General features: G+C 33.1%; 19 protein-coding genes. 12 read left to right on the top strand and 7 right to left on the bottom strand.

The window, feature by feature from the left end; genetic code table 11:
* The first annotated feature begins 232 nt into the window (after window positions 1-232).
* Window positions 233-1735 (top strand): carboxypeptidase M32, encoded by a 1503-nt coding sequence (locus MHH96_RS19550; RefSeq protein WP_369988352.1) that lies wholly within the window; start codon window positions 233-235, stop codon window positions 1733-1735.
* 453 nt (window positions 1736-2188) lie between these two features.
* Here MHH96_RS19550 and MHH96_RS19545 read toward each other — a convergent pair whose 3' ends face one another.
* A complete protein-coding gene (locus tag MHH96_RS19545) occupies window positions 2189-2641 on the bottom strand; it encodes a chemotaxis protein CheX (RefSeq protein WP_047940411.1) in 453 nt (150 codons plus the stop codon).
* 626 nt (window positions 2642-3267) lie between these two features.
* Between MHH96_RS19545 and MHH96_RS19540 the strand changes: the two genes are divergently transcribed.
* Complete coding sequence (locus MHH96_RS19540) at window positions 3268-6855, top strand: dynamin family protein (protein WP_047940412.1); 3588 nt, start codon at window positions 3268-3270, stop codon at window positions 6853-6855.
* Window positions 6856-6883: 28 nt separating this feature from the next.
* A complete protein-coding gene (locus MHH96_RS19535; protein ID WP_341118139.1) occupies window positions 6884-7750 on the top strand; it encodes a sulfurtransferase in 867 nt (288 codons plus the stop codon).
* A 180-nt stretch (window positions 7751-7930) separates the two neighbouring features.
* Here MHH96_RS19535 and MHH96_RS19530 read toward each other — a convergent pair whose 3' ends face one another.
* The 3 genes from MHH96_RS19530 to MHH96_RS19520 are packed head-to-tail and all read right to left on the bottom strand — an operon-like array spanning window position 7931 to window position 9886.
* Window positions 7931-8650 carry a hypothetical protein gene (locus tag MHH96_RS19530; RefSeq protein ID WP_341117883.1) on the bottom strand — a complete coding sequence of 240 codons (720 nt, stop codon included), beginning with the start codon at window positions 8648-8650 and terminating at the stop codon, window positions 7931-7933.
* Window positions 8647-9522 (bottom strand): ATP-binding cassette domain-containing protein, encoded by an 876-nt coding sequence (locus tag MHH96_RS19525; protein WP_095259077.1) that lies wholly within the window; start codon window positions 9520-9522, stop codon window positions 8647-8649. Before MHH96_RS19525 ends, MHH96_RS19530 begins: the two co-directional genes overlap by 4 nt.
* Window positions 9515-9886 (bottom strand): GntR family transcriptional regulator, encoded by a 372-nt coding sequence (locus MHH96_RS19520; RefSeq protein WP_047940416.1) that lies wholly within the window; start codon window positions 9884-9886, stop codon window positions 9515-9517. Before MHH96_RS19520 ends, MHH96_RS19525 begins: the two co-directional genes overlap by 8 nt.
* Before the next feature lie 222 nt (window positions 9887-10108).
* Between MHH96_RS19520 and MHH96_RS19515 the strand changes: the two genes are divergently transcribed.
* Window positions 10109-10981 carry a 5'-3' exonuclease gene (locus tag MHH96_RS19515; RefSeq protein ID WP_235844428.1) on the top strand — a complete coding sequence of 291 codons (873 nt, stop codon included), beginning with the start codon at window positions 10109-10111 and terminating at the stop codon, window positions 10979-10981.
* Between the two features lie 233 nt (window positions 10982-11214).
* On the opposite strand, the gene sspL is transcribed toward MHH96_RS19515, so the two are convergent.
* On the bottom strand, window positions 11215-11349 hold the full coding sequence (sspL, locus tag MHH96_RS19510) for a small, acid-soluble spore protein L (RefSeq protein WP_047940691.1): 135 nt from the start codon (window positions 11347-11349) through the stop codon (window positions 11215-11217).
* 109 nt (window positions 11350-11458) lie between these two features.
* On the opposite strand from sspL, the gene MHH96_RS19505 reads away from it, so the two are divergent.
* Window positions 11459-11938 (top strand): divergent PAP2 family protein, encoded by a 480-nt coding sequence (locus MHH96_RS19505; RefSeq protein ID WP_047940418.1) that lies wholly within the window; start codon window positions 11459-11461, stop codon window positions 11936-11938.
* A 179-nt stretch (window positions 11939-12117) separates the two neighbouring features.
* Window positions 12118-12387, top strand: coding sequence for a DUF6123 family protein (locus MHH96_RS19500; RefSeq protein WP_047940419.1), 270 nt, complete (start codon window positions 12118-12120; stop codon window positions 12385-12387).
* Between the two features lie 483 nt (window positions 12388-12870).
* On the opposite strand, the gene MHH96_RS19495 is transcribed toward MHH96_RS19500, so the two are convergent.
* Window positions 12871-13260 (bottom strand): reverse transcriptase-like protein, encoded by a 390-nt coding sequence (locus tag MHH96_RS19495; protein ID WP_047940420.1) that lies wholly within the window; start codon window positions 13258-13260, stop codon window positions 12871-12873.
* A gap of 497 nt (window positions 13261-13757) precedes the next feature.
* On the opposite strand from MHH96_RS19495, the gene MHH96_RS19490 reads away from it, so the two are divergent.
* Together MHH96_RS19490 and MHH96_RS19485 are read left to right on the top strand one after the other, a co-directional pair.
* Window positions 13758-14417: a reverse transcriptase-like protein gene (locus tag MHH96_RS19490; protein WP_095320643.1), complete on the top strand. Its 660-nt coding sequence runs from the start codon at window positions 13758-13760 to the stop codon at window positions 14415-14417.
* 31 nt (window positions 14418-14448) lie between these two features.
* Window positions 14449-14634 (top strand): zinc-finger domain-containing protein, encoded by a 186-nt coding sequence (locus tag MHH96_RS19485; protein WP_047940422.1) that lies wholly within the window; start codon window positions 14449-14451, stop codon window positions 14632-14634.
* 87 nt (window positions 14635-14721) lie between these two features.
* Here the strand turns inward: MHH96_RS19485 and cspD are convergent, their stop codons facing one another.
* Window positions 14722-14922: a cold-shock protein CspD gene (cspD, locus tag MHH96_RS19480; RefSeq protein WP_009332654.1), complete on the bottom strand. Its 201-nt coding sequence runs from the start codon at window positions 14920-14922 to the stop codon at window positions 14722-14724.
* Window positions 14923-15340: 418 nt separating this feature from the next.
* Between cspD and MHH96_RS19475 the strand changes: the two genes are divergently transcribed.
* The 4 genes from MHH96_RS19475 to MHH96_RS19460 all read left to right on the top strand — a co-directional run bounded on the left by MHH96_RS19475 (window position 15341) and on the right by MHH96_RS19460 (window position 19598).
* Complete coding sequence (locus MHH96_RS19475) at window positions 15341-15628, top strand: hypothetical protein (protein ID WP_047940423.1); 288 nt, start codon at window positions 15341-15343, stop codon at window positions 15626-15628.
* Window positions 15629-15916: 288 nt separating this feature from the next.
* Window positions 15917-16216: a hypothetical protein gene (locus MHH96_RS19470; protein ID WP_047940424.1), complete on the top strand. Its 300-nt coding sequence runs from the start codon at window positions 15917-15919 to the stop codon at window positions 16214-16216.
* Complete coding sequence (locus tag MHH96_RS19465) at window positions 16216-17205, top strand: aromatic acid exporter family protein (protein ID WP_235844424.1); 990 nt, start codon at window positions 16216-16218, stop codon at window positions 17203-17205. Before MHH96_RS19470 ends, MHH96_RS19465 begins: the two co-directional genes overlap by 1 nt.
* 242 nt (window positions 17206-17447) lie before the next feature.
* Window positions 17448-19598 (top strand): type IA DNA topoisomerase, encoded by a 2151-nt coding sequence (locus tag MHH96_RS19460; protein WP_047940425.1) that lies wholly within the window; start codon window positions 17448-17450, stop codon window positions 19596-19598.
* Window positions 19599-19848 lie beyond the last annotated feature (250 nt).

Genomic DNA, 19848 nt, shown 5'->3' with positions numbered 1-19848 from the left:
TTTGTATGTTCATTCTTTTATAGGATGGGCCGATTCTGCAAGGGATAACTACAAATCTTCTTTATTAGGAAGAAAAAGTATACAATTATACAAGGTTTTCAAGGCACATTCATCTAATTGTTCGGTTTTATATTTGCTTGGATTACTTATGTCTCAACTCCAAACAATATGTTAAGATAAAATCATACAGATAAGAAAAGGGGAGAGTATATTGTCTATTAATCAAAAAGAAATGGAAGAACAATTTATAAATTATGTGAAGAAGATAGGGGCTTACAATGAAGCACTTGCTCTAATTTACTGGGACTTACGTACAGGTGCCCCAAAAAAGGGAGTAGACCAACGAACAGAAGTAATCGGTGTCCTATCCTCTGAATTATTTGAATTATCAACTTCTGAAGAGCTAGAGTCCTATCTTACTGTCCTTTCTGAGGAAAGTATCCAAGCTCAATTATCACCAATTACAAGAAAGACAGTTGAAGAAATGAAAAAGGAATTTGATCGCAATAAAAAAATTCCTGCAGAGGAACATAAAGAATATGTGATGCTCCAATCAAAAGCGGAAAGTGTATGGGAAGAAGCGAAAGAAAAAGCGGACTTTTCCTTGTTTCAGCCTTATTTAGAAAAATTAGTAGAGATGAATAAACGATTCATTGAATATTGGGGACATAAAGAAAATAAATATGATGTTTTATTAGATATGTATGAGCCTGGTATGACAGTTGCTGTTTTAGATGAAGTATTTTTAGATGTAAAAGATAAAATTATACCGTTAGTTCATAAAATTGCGGCTTCAAAAAATCCCCCGACTACTGATTTTTTATATCAGACATTTCCAGCAAAAAGTCAAGAGGCATTTAGTCTTGATGTATTAAAACAAGTAGGATACGATTTTGACGCTGGACGTTTAGATAAAACGGTGCATCCATTTGCGACTGGAATCAATCCTGGCGATGTTCGAATTACAACTAAATATGATGAATCTGACTTTAGAGTGGCGGTTTTTGGAACAATCCATGAAGCAGGTCATGCACTGTATGAACAAAATATTTCGAAAGAGCTTATCGGAACACCATTATGCACAGGTACCTCAATGGGTATTCATGAATCCCAATCACTATTTTATGAAAATTTTGTGGGAAGAAATCTTGCGTTCTGGAAGCATAATTATGAAGCTTTGAAATCATTTGCTAATGGTCAATTTGATGATGTGAGTGTCGAAGACTTTTATCGAGCTATTAATGAATCCAAGCCGTCATTGATTAGAATTGAAGCAGATGAGCTAACATATCCATTACATATTATGATTCGTTACGAAATTGAGAAAGGCTTATTTGATGGTGATTTCGAAGTGAAGGATTTGCCGGCGATATGGAATGAAAAGTATCAATCTTATTTAGGGGTAGTTCCTGAAAATGATGGAGAAGGAGTACTCCAAGATGTGCATTGGGCAGGGGGAAGCTTTGGATATTTTCCATCCTATGCTCTAGGCTATATGTATGCTGCCCAACTAAAGCAAGTGATGGAAAAAGATATACCTGATTTTGATGCTTTATTAGAGCAGGGTAACTTGCTTCCTGTTAAAGAGTGGCTGAATGAAAAAATTCATCGTTTTGGGAAAATGAAAAAACCGCTCGAAATATTAAAGGATGTAACAGGGGAAGGATTAAACGCCCAATATTTAATTGATTATTTATACAAAAAGTATAGTGATGTTTATCAACTAGATCTGTAATAAATATATTCCTCAATCGTGATAATATAACTTAACTTTTGGGGCATGTTTTTTATAAAAGTAGCTCTCAATAAACCAGAATATAAGCAAAACGGTTAAACTTCTCTCGTTTCCGCACATATTCCACAAATGATAAATATACTAATATATGTTTATGAAGAAGTGGGTGTGATTTATATGGTAAATTATTATTGTAGCTACTGCCTGACTATCTATAAAGAAAAGACAATATGTAAATGCTGCGGGCATAAAGCGGAGAATCTAATAAAAATAGAAGTACAAAGCCATACGGATAGTAAGTAAACAGTAAAAAAAGCAGAAGAAAATGTTTATTCTGCTTTTTTTCGTTTGTTCTATGATAATATGCAATAAGAGTGATCATCATATGGAAAATAACAAACTAGTTATGAGACAAAAAAATTCTGCAAGCTAAAAGATTCTTGAAACAATCCTTTAATTCTCTAAAATTAGCACTATGTTTAATTGACCAATATTTTGAAGTGAAATCGGCAGGGTTAGAGCCTTATCAAACCCTGACAGCTTCGTTTGACCTGCTAAAACAGTAGGCGGTGTAATATCCATTTCAATTCCACTTTGAGATACAAATGTAGATAAATTTCCAGCAAGCATATTACCTAATTCCCCAGAGAAAGATTCCAGCATTGGCCCTTCCAAGAACATTCCATACATGGATTCGCCAATCTTACCAAAAACCTGTTCATTTCCGTCGATAATAATTCGACCACGGAAATCACCTGTTAATCCTATTAAAACCCCTAAAGATTGTAAAATAAATGGTGATACAGTTAAACTTGGCTTCTCAATTTGTTGTTCGCAGGGAATAACACCTTTTACAGCTTCTATAGTTGCGTTTAAAATTTCAGTAGTACTTTTTGTTAATGTCACTTACTATTCCCCCATCCGTATGATAAAAATATCTTATCATAAATTAGACCTATTTTGTTTATATTTTTTTCGGTAAATAGGTTGTTTTTCATGGTACATATTTCCTATTTTTGTTGATATATCAGGTCTTTTGGGAAAAAATACTAAAAATTGAATAACTTTTTTCTTATTGAAAATGATTTTCAATAGTGATATTATTTAATTGAGATAGAGAATTATTCTCAGCTAAAAAGATAGGGGTGTAACGAATGATTGCTTTTCCAATTGGTTTGACACTTATCAGTTATTTATTTGTTATGAAATACGTTTTACATAATACTATAAAAGCTACGAAATAATAGAAATAACTAATATAAAAGGATTGTATACTGTTTTTTCATTTCAGCACTTTTTACCTGCTTGTAGGAGTGCTGAAAAGGAGAAACAGTTTTTTATTTTTATTTAAACAATAATAATCGAAAAATATTTTCTTATCTTAACGTCAAAAGTATCAGAAGTCCTCGAATAATAAGGAAAATGGACCAAGTTTATTTTGTCTTCGCTTTCAATTTTCAGTTTATTTTACTTTATTGTTATGTGGAAAATAGTTAAAATAAAAGAAATACATAGATGAAAAGGAGTATATCATGCTTTCAACGAATATAGACACATTACATAAATGGGCAGCATTTTACCAATATTTTTTGGCATATGATGATCAACAAACTGCGCAAAGATTACAAGAGCTTATTAAAAAAGCGACAAGACAAGAATTTATTGCAACTTTTTGTGGACATTATTCTGCCGGGAAATCAAGCATGATTAATAACCTAGTTGGTACAACAGTTTTACCAACAAGTCCTATTCCCACAACAGCCAATATAATCCGAGTAAAAAAGGGTGGCAAGCAGCTGAAAGTTTTATACCATTCTAATCAAGCAGATGTTTACAAAGAAGTGCTTGATATCAAAACAGTTTTACAGGCAGCAGAAAGAGTGGAAAATATAAAAGAATTAGAGGTTCAATTAGATACGGAGCTGCTAATAAAAAATGCTATTTTAATGGATACCCCAGGAATAGATAGTACAGATCAAGCTCATCAATTAGCAACGGAATCTAGTATTCATCTTGCAGATATTATTTTTTATGTAGTTGATTATAATCATGTTCAGTCGGAAATCAACTTTGACTTTACAAAGCAGCTTGTGGAGTCAGGTAAGAAATTTGTGTTAATTGTTAATCAGATGGATAAACATCGAGAAGCAGAAATTTCGTTTGCAGATTTTAAGCAAAGTGTATATGATTCTTTTTTATCTTATGGGATAAAGCCAGAGAAAATATTCTTTACCACCTTAATCGAAACGAATTCTTTCTATCAAGGATTGAAAGAATTAAAGAACTATATTATGAGAAAAATGGAAGAACAAGAATTAATACTGCCTTACTCTCTGGAAGAATCCTTTCAAAAGCTATATAAAGATCATATTTCCTTTATAGAAACAAAGAATGCTGAAATAATCGCTCCCTTCGAGGACCAATTATTAGAATTAACAGAAGACGAGTATCATTCTTTAGAAGCAACCTTAGAGACAACCAAAAAAGCCATCCAAACAATGGATGAGGATGAAAATAAAACAGTGATGTCATTAGAAAATGAGTGGCATTCGATTATTAAGAATGCCTATATCATGCCATATAATCTTCGGGAACTAGCTAAATTATATCTAGAATCAGAACAGAAAAATTTTAAAATTGGCCTATTTGGCAGTAAAAGCAAAACGCAAAGGGAAAGAGAAGATAGACTTTCAACTTTTTACATAGAATTGGAAAAGCTTGTTCAAATTCAATTAATAACACCATTATCTCAGTTTTTTGAGAAACAGGGTAAGGCAGAGTTCTTTTCGCAAATTAAAGGACTTACATCTATTTTAAGTACCCAGACATTAAAAGCGTTAGTAAATAAAGAGGCACAGCTTTCCGAAAATTATGTTCTAGTCTATTGTGAAACAGTTGAAAATGATTTGAAGCAGTCTTTCAGAAAAGAAATCACCCAACTCTTTAATCAATGGAAAGAACAACGACAGCAGCAATTACAGAAAGAAAAAGAAAATCTTTTAAAAGAAGAGAAGAAATGGCAAGAGTTTGTAAACTGTAAGATGAAAAAAGAGGAGATGGAGACCAAATGGCAAGAGTGGAAAGAAGAGCTTGAACATCTTTGTGAAATACAAAACGTGGATGCGAGCATTTTGCGAAGGTTACTTGAAACTAACGAGGAAGAGATAACTTATCGGTCACTATCCTCTCCTAAAACAAAAACCGTACAAAAGAATATAAAACCTGCTGAAGTTCAAAAACAAATCGAAAGTAAGGAAATGGATACAGATTTATTATTAAAACAGCTGCGTTTTTTAAGCAGCAAGCTACAACAAGTAAAGGGATTTGCGCATATAGCGAAAAATTTATTCCATAAAGCTGCCATTATTGAAAATCGAACATATACTATATGCTTATTTGGAGCTTTTAGTGCTGGAAAATCTTCATTTGCCAATGCATTACTTGATTATCCCATTTTGCCTGTGTCACCAAACCCAACAACTGCTACAATAAACAGAATATTACCAATTGATGACGAACATCCACATAAAACAGTTATTGTTAAATGGAAGTCAGAGTCAGAAATGCTTAGAGAAATAAATGACTATTTACAGCTAGTGAAGGAAGAGGCAAGTTCTTTAGAAGCTGCACAAAAGATAATAAACACGCTCGCGGCTAATCCAATGGAGAGATATGCCAATGAATTTCGCTATCTTCAAGCTTTCCTAAAAGGGTATTCTGACCATCGTCATTATTTAGGCAGTGAGATCAACATTGAATTAGAAGAACTTGCAAATTATGTGGCAATAGAAGAGACCTCTTGTTTTGTGGCATCCATTGATGTTTATTTTGATTGTAAGATTACGAGAAAAGGAATAACACTTGTTGATACTCCAGGAGGAGACTCCATTAACAGCAGACATACGGAATTAAGCTTTGAATTTATGAAAAAAGCGGATTGTATTTTTTATGTCAGCTACTATAATCATGCATTTTCCAAAGCAGACCGCGCGTTTTTAATGCAGCTTGGACGATTAAAGGATGCTTTTGAAAAAGATAAAATATTCTTTGTCATTAATGCAATTGATTTAGCAAAGAATGAAGAAGAGCAAGCAGCAGTAGAGGAGTATCTACAAGAACAATTGCAATTATACGGGATACGTTCGCCAAGAATTCTTCCTGTTTCTAGTCTCTATTATAAGCATGATGTTTATGGAAAGTGGATGAAAAAAGCAGAAGAGCAAATGTATGACTTTATCGAACATGAGTGGCTGTCCATGATGCTTCAATCTGCTCAGAAAGATTACGTGGAAACAATAGATTTATTAAAAAAATTGGTAGAATCAACTTTTGCGAAAAAAGAAGTAGCAGAACAAGAGTTATCGAGATTGAAGGAGGAAAAACGGATCATTCTATCTCAAATAGAAAATAAAGATTTCCAGGATACACTGGCAAAATTCAAAATGGAAGTAGAGGAACAATTGTTTTATTTAAAGCAAAGAGTGATGTTTCGTTTTCATGAATTAATGAAGGAAGCTTATCATCCATCAATCTTACGAGGAGACAATAAGAAAAGGGAATTATCGCTTGCGACTACTTCGTTTCTCATTCAATTGAATTTTGAATTTGAACAAGAGTTACGAGCAGTAAACCTAAGACTAGATCAACTCTTTTATAAACAAAGAATAGAAGGTTATGAGGAAGTTCGGCATTTGATTCAGTCTATTAATGAAGAAATTCGTTTACAAGAAGAAATAGAAAGAGAGTTAGAATCTAATATAACTTTCCATGCCCCTTTTAAAGAATTAGATACTATCCTTAATAAAATTGGCATGAAATATTACAAAAATCCGAAGAGTTTTTTTGAAAAGAATGAACGAAAGAATATGGGAGTAGAAATGGAACAATTGGTTGATGAGCATGGTAACATATATATAAAAGAACAAATTAACTCCTTTTTTGCTATTTATAAAGAATTATTTGCACAACATTTTGATATACTTCTTGTTAATCTAAAAGAACAAGTAGCCGAATATTATGATGGAAAAACAGCGTTATTAACTGAACATGAAAATATTGAAAAACTAGAGTGGATTATTAAAGAATCAACACAAACAGAGTTTGCGCAGCAAACGAACTAGAAATGAGAACAGTAGTGGAGGAATAATGATGGAATTTGTAAAAAGTGTTGATTGGTTAAATAAAAACATAGATCAGGATGCGATTAGAGTGATTGATTGTCGCTGTGATTTAAAGAATCCTGATGCAGGTTCAGAATGGTATAAAAAAAGTCATATCCCAAATAGTGTTTATTTTCATCTGGAAAAGGATCTTTCCGATCCAATCAGTAATCATGGGGGACGGCATCCATTGCCAGCCATAGAAGAGTTTGTTCATAAGTTAGAAAATATAGGGGTTGGTAAAGATACAACAGTCATCGCCTATGATAATGGAGAAGGGGCATTTTCCGGAAGACTTTGGTGGTTAATGAACTATATAGGTCATTCGAAAACATATATTTTAGATGGTGGCTATAAGGAATGGCTAAAGAAGGACTATCCGACCTCACAAGAAGTCCCTGCATTTTCAAAGAGTAATTTTTCTCCTCTTATTCAGTCTCATATGATTGCCTCTTATGAGGAGGTTTTAGCACTAGTAAAAACAAAAGACCAAGATAAGATATTGATTGACTCTAGAGAGCATAAAAGGTATACAGGAGAAATAGAGCCAATTGATAAAAAAAAGGGACATATCCCAGGAGCAATAAACTTTGTATGGACAGAAGGGATAGAGAACGGCTTCTTTTTAACAGAAAGGGAGCAAAAGAATAGATTCTCTTCTCTAGATGCGAATAAAGAATATATTGTCTATTGTGGTTCTGGCATTACTGCTACTCCTAATTATATTTCCTTAAAAATGGCTGGACTAGATAAGGTCAAGCTTTATCCAGGCAGCTTTAGTGATTGGATTTCTTATGAAGAAAATGAAATTGAAACCTGTTCGCCAATTGACTTGAAAGAGGAAAATTCCCTTTGAAAAATATGGAGAATAAGACTATCTTTTGATGAATACGGGAAATGAACAAAAATAGAGCCAAACATTCAAACTTTTAAGTGATTGTTTGGCTTTATTTCCTTGCGGCGGATCCGAATGCTCTCGCTAGTTTTTTAGAGGCTGTCCTCAATATTTATATTCTATTATTTATCTATAGTGTACTTACCTATGAATGACTAAATTATTTTGTTTATATTGTTTGAAATTCAACCGTCCCCCTTTTTCTAAATGCGCATTTTTCATTAGGGAATAAGATAATAAAAGAAAAACGATTGATAATCCAAATAAGATGGTAACAAATTTTAAATGATGCTCCAAAAATGTAGTTATTAAAGAGCTCATGTCACCAAAAACTACGGCAATTGTTCCGATTATTAGCAGTATTGTAGATACAGCGAGTAAAAATGCTGTGCCATAATTAAACCAAACTGTCTTTGCTATCATTCCTAAACTAAATAAAAAGAAAATCCAAGAAAAATCTATCCAAAAATAAATAAGCCAGTTCGTGGTATGGATGAATTTTGCGAAATGAAAAAGATAATTGCTGCTTGTTAATAGGGTAGTGAAAAAATAGAATAAATTTAGAATTACTCCACCCAAAACACTATAAATGACTGCGGAAAGATAGAAAGCTAATACAAACTGCTTTCTCGTCCCTCCTAATGAAAGGATATATTGATAACCACTAAAATTAATAAATGGGTATAAAAGAAAAACGACAAATAGGGGACCGAACAAGATAAAGGAACCAGATTCTGCTACACCCATATATCCTAGAACATTATAAAAAACAAACAGAGCAAAAGTAATAAAAACGTTGATATAAAATGTCATGCTCATTTCGCGCATCATTAATCGGAATGGTCCTGTAAAAGTATTCATATTTTTTGTCCCTCTTTTCTTGTTGTATAGTTAACAAGATAATCCTGTAATTTAGCTTTTTCTATAGTAACACCTGCATCTTTTGCTTTGGATATCCAGTTGTCCGAATAGACGTCGTCCATCATCACAGTCATTTGTTTTCCGAGTTTTCTTTTCTCTAAAATGGGATATCCTTCTATTAAAGGCTCGATTGCTGAAGCTAATCCAGATAAATGAATCCCACGACTCTTTAATTCTTCTGTTTCCTCATATCGTACGATTGTCTGCTCGTTAATGACGGCAATTTTTTCACACAATGCTTCCATTTCATCAATATGATGTGTCGATAAAATGATTAAACGTGGATCTTCTTCATACGTATTTAAAAGTGCGTTATAGAACTGTTTTCTCATATGAGCATCCAGTCCATTTGTAGGTTCGTCCATGATCGTTACAGGTGATTTACTAGCTAACCCAAGGATGATTTGTAACATCGTTTGCATTCCTTTAGAAAAATTCTTGATTTTCTTTTTTCGTGGAAGTTCGAAAAGAGAAACCAGCTGTTCGGCTAAATCTGCATCCCAGTTTTTATTAAATAATGGACCGAAATATAAGGCATCTTCGACATTCCAAAGAATAGAGAATGGATGATTTTCTTGTATATAAGTGATATTGTGCATTGTTTCTGTATTATTATATGGGGTAATCCCACTTACATTGATTCTTCCAGCATCAATATTCTCCATACCCGCTAAAAGTTTCATAAACGTTGTTTTACCAGAACCATTTCGACCCCAGAGCCCCATGATGATTGGTTCTGTTTCCTCTATACTTACATTCCGCAGAGCAGGCGTATTTCCATATGAAAAAGAGACATTTTCGAGTTTAATCATGCTTATAATCCTCCTTAATTATTTTTAATAATTCTTCTTTTTTTAATTCAAGACGCTTTGCTTCCTCAAACATTGGTTTTAAATAATCGTTGTAGAATTCTTCTTTTCGCTTTTCAAGTAACTTTTGCTTAGCATCTTTAGAAACAAACATTCCAACTCCGCGCTGCTTATATACATATCCAGCTTCCACTAATGCAGCAAGCCCTTTTTGTACCGTTGCACGATTCACTTGATAAAATTTAGAAATTTCGGTGGTGGATGGAATTTGGTCACCTTCTAACAACTCACCTTCGACGATTTCATTTGCAATCATATCTGAAATTTGCTGGAAAATAGGTTTTGAGTCATCAAAAACAGCTTTCACGATCTGCCCCTTCCTTATATTGTTGATTGGTTGATTAGTTGTGTAATCAACTATAAAACAATAACAAAATATTGTCAATATACTTAAGCGGATATTTATTCTTTTAAGTAAGTAATAGAAAAAGAAAAAGCTACCAGCCACAATTTTTGGAGATTCTGTTATAATGAACTAATGGATATAAAGGAGAGATGCATTTTGAACAAGGAGAAACAGGCAAACCTAATGTTAGTAGATGGAATGGCGCTATTATTTCGTGCATTTTTTGCTACAGCAGTAACAGGTCAATTTATGGTCAATACAAAAGGAATTCCAACAAATGCGATTCATGGTTTTGTAAAACACTTTTTCACAGCGATTGAACATTTTAATCCCTCTCATGTGGCGGTTTGCTGGGATATGGGGAGTACAACATTTCGCACAGAAATGTATCCTTCGTATAAAGCGAATCGTTCGGAAGCCCCAGTTGAACTCATTCCACAATTTGATTTAGTAAAGGAAGTTGTCGAAAGTTTTAATGTACCGAATATAGGTGTAGCAGGATTTGAAGCAGATGATTGTATAGGAACGATCGCAAAGCAAATGAAAGGGGAAGCAAATGTCATTATTCTTACAGGAGATCAGGATATCCTTCAATTATTAGATGACCATATTTCCGTAGCTCTATTAAAGAAAGGCTATGGTAATTATATGCTTTATACACCTTCTAGTTTTCAAGAAGAAAAAGGAATAACGCCAAAACAAATGATTGATTTAAAAGGCTTAATGGGCGATACAAGCGACAATTACCCAGGAGTAAAAGGCATTGGCGAAAAAACAGCATTGAAGCTGCTGCAAGTTCATGAGAATATCGAAGGAATTCTAGCTAATTTATCCCTTCTTACAAAGGGACAACGAACAAAGATTGAAGCGGATCTTGAAATTCTCCATTTAAGTAGGCAATTAGCAGAAATTAAATGTGACGTACCAGTGAGCTGTTTGTTAGAAGAAAGTTATCTAAATATCAATCCAGAAAGTGCAGTAAAAAAATTCGAAGAGCTAGAGTTTAAAAGATTTCATCATTACGTAGAAAAGAAAGAAGCACTTACTTTATTTTAATAACAGATTAACCCAAAAGATTAGGCGGAATGTTAATGGAATGTTTCGTATAATCTTTTTTTATTCGTTTTGTTTTTTAAAGGGAAACTAGACATTTACATTTTTACAGCATAACTTTTTCTGTTCCTTTGTTCTATGTCTATATAAATTTGTAAGAAGGGGGAAAAGAATAAGAGAAGCTGGATGAGGCTTTAATACAGCCCCATCCTCATAGCGAGGTTACTGGAATATCATTATTTTGTATTTTTCTTTTTCGCTGCATTTTCCAATTTACTTTTTGGAGATGGAGTTATATCGGCGTCTTGACCGTAGCCTTGTGGATTTACTCCTCCAGCTGTTTTTCCTCTGTTTCCATGGTTTTTACTCATTATATTCACCTCATCAACTAGTTGTGGAAATAAAAATTCATTCATAGTATGAACAACCAAGAATAATATCATCCATAAAGAAAGAGACTATTTAAAAGAGGTGATGACGATGAATAAGGGCATTTATGTTGCTTTAATTAGTATTGGGTTGGCACAGTTTCTAAAGATACCTATACAATTTTTAAAAACAAAGAAGTGGGATAAAGGCTTGTTTTTTCAAACAGGCGGTATGCCAAGCTCTCATTCGGCAGGCGTATCTTCTCTTACAACATTTATAGCATTAAAGCGTGGTTTACCAACAATTGATTTTGCTTTGTCTTTAATTTTTGGCTTAATTGTTATGTATGATGCACAAGGGATTAGAAGACAAACAGGTGAATTAACATTAAAAGTAAATGATTTAGGCGAGTTAGTCGATAAAATTAATAAAGACAAAAATATCGCCTTTAAGGAGCAGCAGCCAAAAAAACTGAAAGAAATGCTTGGCCACCAGCCTCAAGAGGTGTTAGGAGGAGCTTTATTAGGGGTACTAGTTGGTTTTCTTGGACATTTATTTACAAAAAAGAAACGTTCATTACTGCGGTGGTAAACGAAAGGCTAGAGAAATAAAGTTCTTATGTTCTCTAGCCTTTTTAATTGTATAACTAGAATAAGAAAAATAGGTGACAAACGTTTGGAAAGAGACGGAAAAATGTTGAAAAAGCTAGAAAATTGTCGTGATATAAAGTAACATATAGGTAAAAGGATAGAGGGGAATGTACGTTAAGTTTGAAAACGGTAGAGGAATTTTTGCTCTTTTTAGAAAGTAAAGGCTTTTCCTTTGGTGAAGATGTGATAGGTTTTATTTATTTTGGTAAAGCATATACAAATGCTACAGATGAACTTGTCATAACTGCAATTGAATGTACTTTAAAAATACAAAAAAAATTTGATGGCAGTTTTTTCGTTTCCTTACTCGAGATGTTTAACGACAACGAATTGAAAACAAAAAAAGAAGTAATCGGCTTTATAAAAAGAAATCACTTATTTCCCCTCTAGAAAAAGAGGGATATTATTTTCCATCCAGAAAAGAGGATATTTCGATCCAGTTATCAGATAACCCGAGCGATTATACGAGAAAGCTATTAGAAAATTCGTATAATCGCATGGGTTTTTGCTCTTTTTAAGGCATTCCAAAAGGTTGTTGCATATCGCATCCTACATCCTAAATAACCTTCGCGTTTGCAGCTGTAATCCTGCACCTGAATAGTCTAAATGCTGTTTCATTAATCATATGCGGTTACTTAACTAACTTTAGGGAAAACATAAATAACCAAATATATAATCGCAGCTCTACTTACTAGTTTTATTAACGATTGTTTTACCAAGCCTTTACTTGGTGCCAACCTCTTTTTTATCCGCTAATTATTGGGTTTTATTATATGATTAAATCACTATTTTCTAAAAAAATCCCGTTTGAAAGAAATGTATATTTTATTGCTTTTGATGGGAAGGCTTAAAACAGAAAGGATGAAAACTTCCTTATTTATTTTTTCTAATGGCAATTCTTGCTAATTCGTCTGCTGTTTTATTCTCATTACTTGGAATCCATTTAATAAAGAATAATTCTAATTGACTGATAAGCTTTAAAGCTTGCTCTAAAAGCGGAGCAAATTTTTTGTTTTTCGCAAATTCCTTTTCCACTGCACGACTTACTAGTTCCGAATCAGTACGAAAACTTACGGTAAGATAATTATTATGGATGCAGATTTCTAATGCTTTAATCAATGCATAGTATTCCGCTTCATGATTACTCATTGAACCAAGAGGAAATGAATATTTATCCGCAGAACCATGGCCTTTTATGAAGACACCGGCACCACTTGGACCAGGATTTCCAGCACTAGCACCATCTATATAAACTTCAATCATTTTGCTACCTCCAAAAAATTTGATATGATTAAGCAATGATTATGTACGATCTGTGACTATTTTACTTTCATACTAATTGTATAAATTGTATATATATCATTAAACTTATATCGACTTATTAGGTGTGAGAAGTTTCCATCAGGATAGGAAATGAAAAATAAATAAGAAATAGGATGTAAAATATTATAAATGAAAAGATTGGTTTCTAAAAGTCCGTTGTTTTTGCAATAGTTTCAGTAGATGACATACTGTGAAGTTCTAATTGATAAGCTATTTTTTACGGAGATGGGAGAAAGTGAGAGATCATACAGCTGGGGAGAAAACAAAAAGGTTCTTGAGGTTCTTGAGCTCCTTAATCAATCTTTATAAAAACCGTATAGTTAGGTGAATTTTTGATATCTTTTAGCAGAATAGTTTATTTTCCCCTCCATTAACGGACAATAAGAATAGTCCGGCCCTTATTGACGTCATTCTATATGTAGAAAGGTTGTTCCGTAATGAAATACAAATTAGAATATAAATTTCAAATGAAGAAAAAGAAAGATTTTATCTACTTTACATCAGATTGGATTCAATCAAGTATGGCTCTCGAAGCAGGGGATGAGTTGGAAAAACGCAATGATGTAGCAGATATTCTTTTTTATGATGAAAAAGGCACAAGCTGGACATTAAAAGAATTACGAAAGCTAAATGAAGAATTAGAAGAAGAGCCACATGACTTTACGATTTATTTTGATGGAGGTTACCATAAAGAAACGAAAACGGCGGGGATTGGCGCCGTACTTTTCTTTCATCAAGGAAAGAAAAAATTTAGAGTTAGGGCAAATGAATTATTTCATGATATCCTCTCCAATAATGAAGCTGAATATGCTGCTCTTTTCCACGCATTAAATCTTTTAGAAGAATTGGAAGTCAAGGGTGTTACTTGTGAAGTGAAGGGGGATTCTCAAGTAGTATTGAAACAATTAGAAGGCGAGTGGCCATGCTATGAAGAAGATTTAAATAATTGGCTCGATCGGATAGAATCGAAAATCAAAACTTTACATTTAAGTATGGTTTATACTTCAATTGGCAGAAACGACAATAAGGAAGCAGATAAACTGGCAACTCAAGCATTAGAAGGGAAACGTATCTATAGCAAAATGCAATTGCTCTAATCGGCAAGTAAGTAGAAAGGAGTGGTGAAGCTTGCAAAGAAAAGAACTGATGAAAGAAGCAGATGAATTAATGCAAGATTATTGTAAAGATTGTTTTTTATATCGCCAAAACAAAGTAGAGTATGGTAAAAGGAGAGCTCACCGCTTTTGTATTTCGCAATGTACGGTGGGAAATAAGCTAAGGGAATACGGGGAAAAACTATCCAGTTCAAAGTGATGAGGTCACTTTTTCCATAAGCAAAAAATAAAAGGGGATTTTTCAAGAAGAAAACTCCTTGAAAAATCCCCTGAATACTATTATTAATTATAGTTTAACAACATTAGCAGCTTGAGGTCCACGGTTTCCTTCAACGATTTCGAAAGAAACTTCTTGTCCTTCTTCTAATGATTTAAAACCTTCGCCTTGAATAGCAGTGAAATGTACGAATACGTCATCTCCGCCTTCAACTTCGATGAAGCCAAATCCTTTTTCGTTATTGAACCATTTTACTTTACCGTTTTGCATAATAAATTTCCTCCTAAGCCTTTCAAGACACATGAATTGTGCCTATAAAATAAATATTTTCATAGAACAAAATAATAATAGAAAATAATTATTCTGAATTTTGTTAAATGATGTCTATAATATACACGATTACCCATATGTAGTCAAGGTTTCTAAGCGTTTTTTCGGAAAACTTAATTAAATTTTTGGAAGGGTTTTCTTATAAAGTGAATAAAAAAGAAAACGAATACATAGAAGAATTAAATATGGTGTGATTCAAAATAAATGGATGATAATATGATACTTGGATGAGAAAAAGAGGAGGGATCTGAAAGAGGTCTTTACCCAAACTACAATGTTACATAAATAATGATTTTCCACATATGATGAAATAGCAGTTTTGTTTTTTTTTTAGGAATTAGAATAAGAGGGTGGCTTAATGTATCGATTTTCAATTGAAAAGGAAAATTGGATTTTGCGATTTACCCCAAATATTGTTCTCGAGGAAGACAGTAAGGAAGCGTTAGTAAAAAGTATTCTTCAATTAGGGAGTGTGCTGCCTAGCTTTTCACATGGGGAGTCGTTTGTCATTTTGGTAAAAAAAATCGGGTTAATCGTATTCATTGTAGAAAAAATCCCATCTCTTATTTTAACTGTATCAAACATAATTGAAAAAGAAAATTGGTATATCCAAACAGACAGCAAAATTAAGAAGTACTTTATGTAAACTAGCTGACAGCTAGTTTTTTTATATGACGAGAAAAATTATTTTTTTAAAACTGTGCGCGCTTTCATTGTTGTACTTGCGGAGTTCAATTCTGACAGGCTTTTAAAAGGAGTTTGTTAAGCAAAAATTTCCTGTGAAAAAAAGCAAAAATTATTCTTGAAATCATTGAATTATAGGGGGAAATGTGTTTTTATTAACATGATTACTATTATATAACTGAGTTTATTTTTATGAAATAAACCCAAAACAAGAAAAGTAAAAAATAAATAAAAGGGAAGATTTATTAAAATGATTGAAACGATTGTAAAGAGCAGTCAAAGTCCGTATTATGAAATTTCCAGAGAAGACCAGATGATCCTTAGTCCATTTGAAGGAACTGTTAGTGAGATTCTAATGAAGGAAAAAGCTTATTTCTATGAGTGGGAACCTATTTTGACTATTAGAACATTAGCAGGAGAAATAAAAGATGTCAGTGTTCCATTTAGTGGATCTGTGGTGCAACTTTTAGTAAAAGCTGGTGATAAAATTGCAATAAATACGAGGTTAGCTTCTTTACAGGATGATTTATTAGTTACTGGTTGTGATTGATGATGCGAATGCATAGAGCTTTGCGAAATCTGAAAAAATATAAAATTGGTTATCGAACTTTTAAAACAGCAGTTGCGGTAAGTATAGGAATAACTATCGCCCAGTTTTTTCACTTAGATTTCTATGTATCTTCAGCAATTATAACCATACTTTGTGTTCAAAACTCGAAGAAAAAGTCTTTGCATAGTGCATTTTCACGTTTTATCGCATGTATACTTGCCATTCCATTTTCCTATGTTTTCTTTGAGGGTATGGCATATGAACCGTATATCATTGGTTTATTATTGCTATTATTTATCCCAACCACTGTCTTACTTAAGGTAAATGAAGGGGTTGTAACAAGTACTGTTATTATCCTCCATATATATTCCACCAACCATATGACTTGGGACGTTGTTCTTAATGAATGGGGATTAATCGTAATTGGAATAGGAGCAGCATTACTTGTTAATAGCTATATGCCTAGTCTAGATAAGGAAATGAAAGTTCATCAAAAAGATATAGAGTACTATTTTAAAGCATTATTGATGGATATGGTTGTTTACTTGCGGACAAATGAAATCACAGAAGAGTATGCTTCAAAATTAAAGCGTGCATCTGATATTGTACAATGTGCAAAATCAGTCGCCTATCGTGATGTTGAAAATCATTTTACTCGAAAAGAGAATTATTATTATCATTACTTCACAATTCGAGAAAAGCAATTAGAGATCATATCAAGGCTTTTTGATCGGATTTTATCTGTAGAGACATTAGATAATCAACGAGAGCTTGTGGCAGACTTTCTGGAAGAACTTAGTTTATGTGTCCATTCAGGAAATACAGCCGTATTATTTTTGAGTAAACTGCAAAGAGTAGAAGAGCTGATCAAGCATGATAAACTGCCTGATGACTGGGATTCATTTGAAGAACAGGCGCATGTCTTTTTTGTTTTAAAAGAATTAGAACAGTATTTACAAATTAAAAAATCCCTGAAGGTGGCATATTAGTTACTATAGGAAAGACGGAGGCCATGTTCTCCGTCTATTTAGTATGGAAGGAACCCCCTTTTTGTATGGTTAAATCAGTAGCAAAAATATAGTAATCTTATAAGTTAATTGAAAATACCTCAATATCCTCTAGTTGCATTTCTACAGCTTTTCCCCTTTCTATACAATTATCTTTTTTGCGATTATAATATTATTTTGTATAAAATAACAAGGAACGTAAGTTATGAAAAAAGGTGATATAGATGAAATTAATATTGGCAGAAAAACCATCTGTATCGAAAAACATTGCAGATGCTTTAAAAATAAAAAACAGACAAGATGGTTATTTTGAAGGAAATGGCTATATTGTTACATGGGCTTTTGGCCATTTATTGCAGTTAAATGATGCAAAAGATTATGATGAAAAAATGTCTACATGGAAATTAGAAAATTTTCCATTTATCCCTCCAAAATTTCAATACAAAGTAAAGTCTGATCCGAAAGATAGAGACAAACCTGACCGTGGAGCAGAAAAACAACTGAAAATTATTCATAGATTAATAAAAAGACAAGATGTAGATTCCATTATATCTGCATGTGACTATGATCGAGAAGGACAACTCATTGGAGATAGTATTATTTATAATTTAAAAACGGAAAAAGAAGTTTACCGCCTATTGCTGAATGAATGGACACCTAATGAAGTATTGAATGGATTAAATAATCTTCGCTCTAATAAAGAGTTACGTCCTCTTCAAGATGCTGGTGTCAGCAGACAATGGGCCGATTGGTTAATTGGTATTAATTTAACCTCTGTGGCAACTTTGAAATATCAAAAAGGCAAAGGGAAGGCATTAAATATTGGAAGAGTTTTGTTGCCAACTCTTAAAATCATTTATGATCGTGATAAAGAAATCGAAAATTTCGTTCCAGAAAATTATTATAAACTGCAGGCAACGTTTATGACAGAAAACGGAAGCAGTTATATAGGTACTTATACTGAAAAAAAAGAAGAAAAGTTTAAAGAAGAACTATATTTGAAAGAAATAGAAGAACAGATTAAAGGCAAAACAGCAATTGTAACAGATAAGAAAGTGCAAAAGAAAAAGGAATATCCGCCTTTTTTGTTTAATCTTTCTAATCTTCAAGGCTATATAACTAGCAAATATAAGGGATGGACGGCCGATAAAGTATTAAAAGTTGCGCAAAGTCTTTATGAAAAGAAGTATATCACGTACCCAAGAACAGCGAGTATTGCCCTGGAAGAAAGTCTAATTGCAAAAACACAAAAAGTGGTAAATCTCCTCGCAGCAGATTTACCATTTAAAAATGAAGTGAAATTTGTTCCATCCAAACGGATTTTTGATAATAAAAAAGTGGAAAGCCACAGTGCGATTATTCCTACTTATGTCCTCCCAAAAAAATTAAGCCAAGAGGAAGAACAAGTATATGTAGCGATAAAAAATCGGTTATTAATGCAATTTATGCCTGTTGCTGAGGTAGAAGAGACAAGAATCATCACAAGCATGAATCATGTGGAATTAAAAGGTAGCTTTGTAACAAAAGGAAAAGTTCAATTAGTAGAGGGTTGGAAAAAGATTGAGAATATACAATCGAAAGATGTTATGCTTCCGTTAGTAAACTTGCAAGAAGAGGTTTTTACACAAAAAGCAGCCACTAGCACCCATACTACACAGCCGCCAAAGGAACATACGGAAAAGACACTGCTTCGGCTGATGGAAACTTGCGGAAAAAATTTTGATGCGGATACAGAGGAAGATGTATTATCCATTTTAAGCGGATTTAGCATTGGGACGCCAGCTACTCGCGCTGAAACGATCAAAAAACTCAAAGATATCGGTTATATAGAAGCAAAAAATAAAAGCTTAGTTTGTACGGAGTTAGGAAGAAGAATGGTCGAAATTTTTCCGATTAAAGATTTGTTTAACTTAGATTTCACAGGAAGACTTGAAAAAGCACTTTATGATATTGAAAAAGGACAATTTAGTAAACAACAATTTTTGCAAATAATTAGCAGCTTCACAACAAACGCGGTTGAAACAATAAAGAAGGAAGAAGATATCATTATCCAAGAAGTTACATATGCTAAGGCCAAAACAGAAGTATTGGGAAAATGTCCCCTTTGTGGTCATGCTGTTATAGAAGGAAAAAAGGGGTTTGGCTGCAGTAACTGGAAAAATGGCTGTAAATATGTCATTTGGAAAAATGATAAATTTCTTGCGACCATGAAGAAGAAGCCGACGAAAACGATGGTTAAAGCACTACTCAAGAATGGGAAAGCACCAGTTAAAGGATTAATTAGCAAAAAAGGAAATAAATTTGATGCTATCATGAAATATGAGAAAAATCAGGATAACGAGTATTTTAGTTGGAAAATGGAATTTCCCGAATAGATTTTGCTACAAATTTGCAACAGTGCTAAAATAGAAGGGTATAGCACATTGGAATTTTACATAAGGAAACAGTCTTTTTAGAAGGTTGTGTTAGAAAGAATCTTGTTTCCTTATTTTTTTTATAGTAAAATGCTTAAGAAACACTTTTATACCATCCTAGTTTAACTAGCTTATCCTTAAAACGCTTATTCCCTCTATAAAGAGGCGAATTTTTTGTTTGAACAGGTATTTACATACATATAACGTAGAC

The organism is Niallia sp. FSL K6-0212, from assembly GCF_038007605.1.
GTDB lineage: Bacteria > Bacillota > Bacilli > Bacillales > Cytobacillaceae > Niallia > Niallia circulans.
The sequence above is the reverse complement of the archived record's forward strand: the minus strand, read 5'-3'. Positions and strand labels throughout refer to the sequence as shown.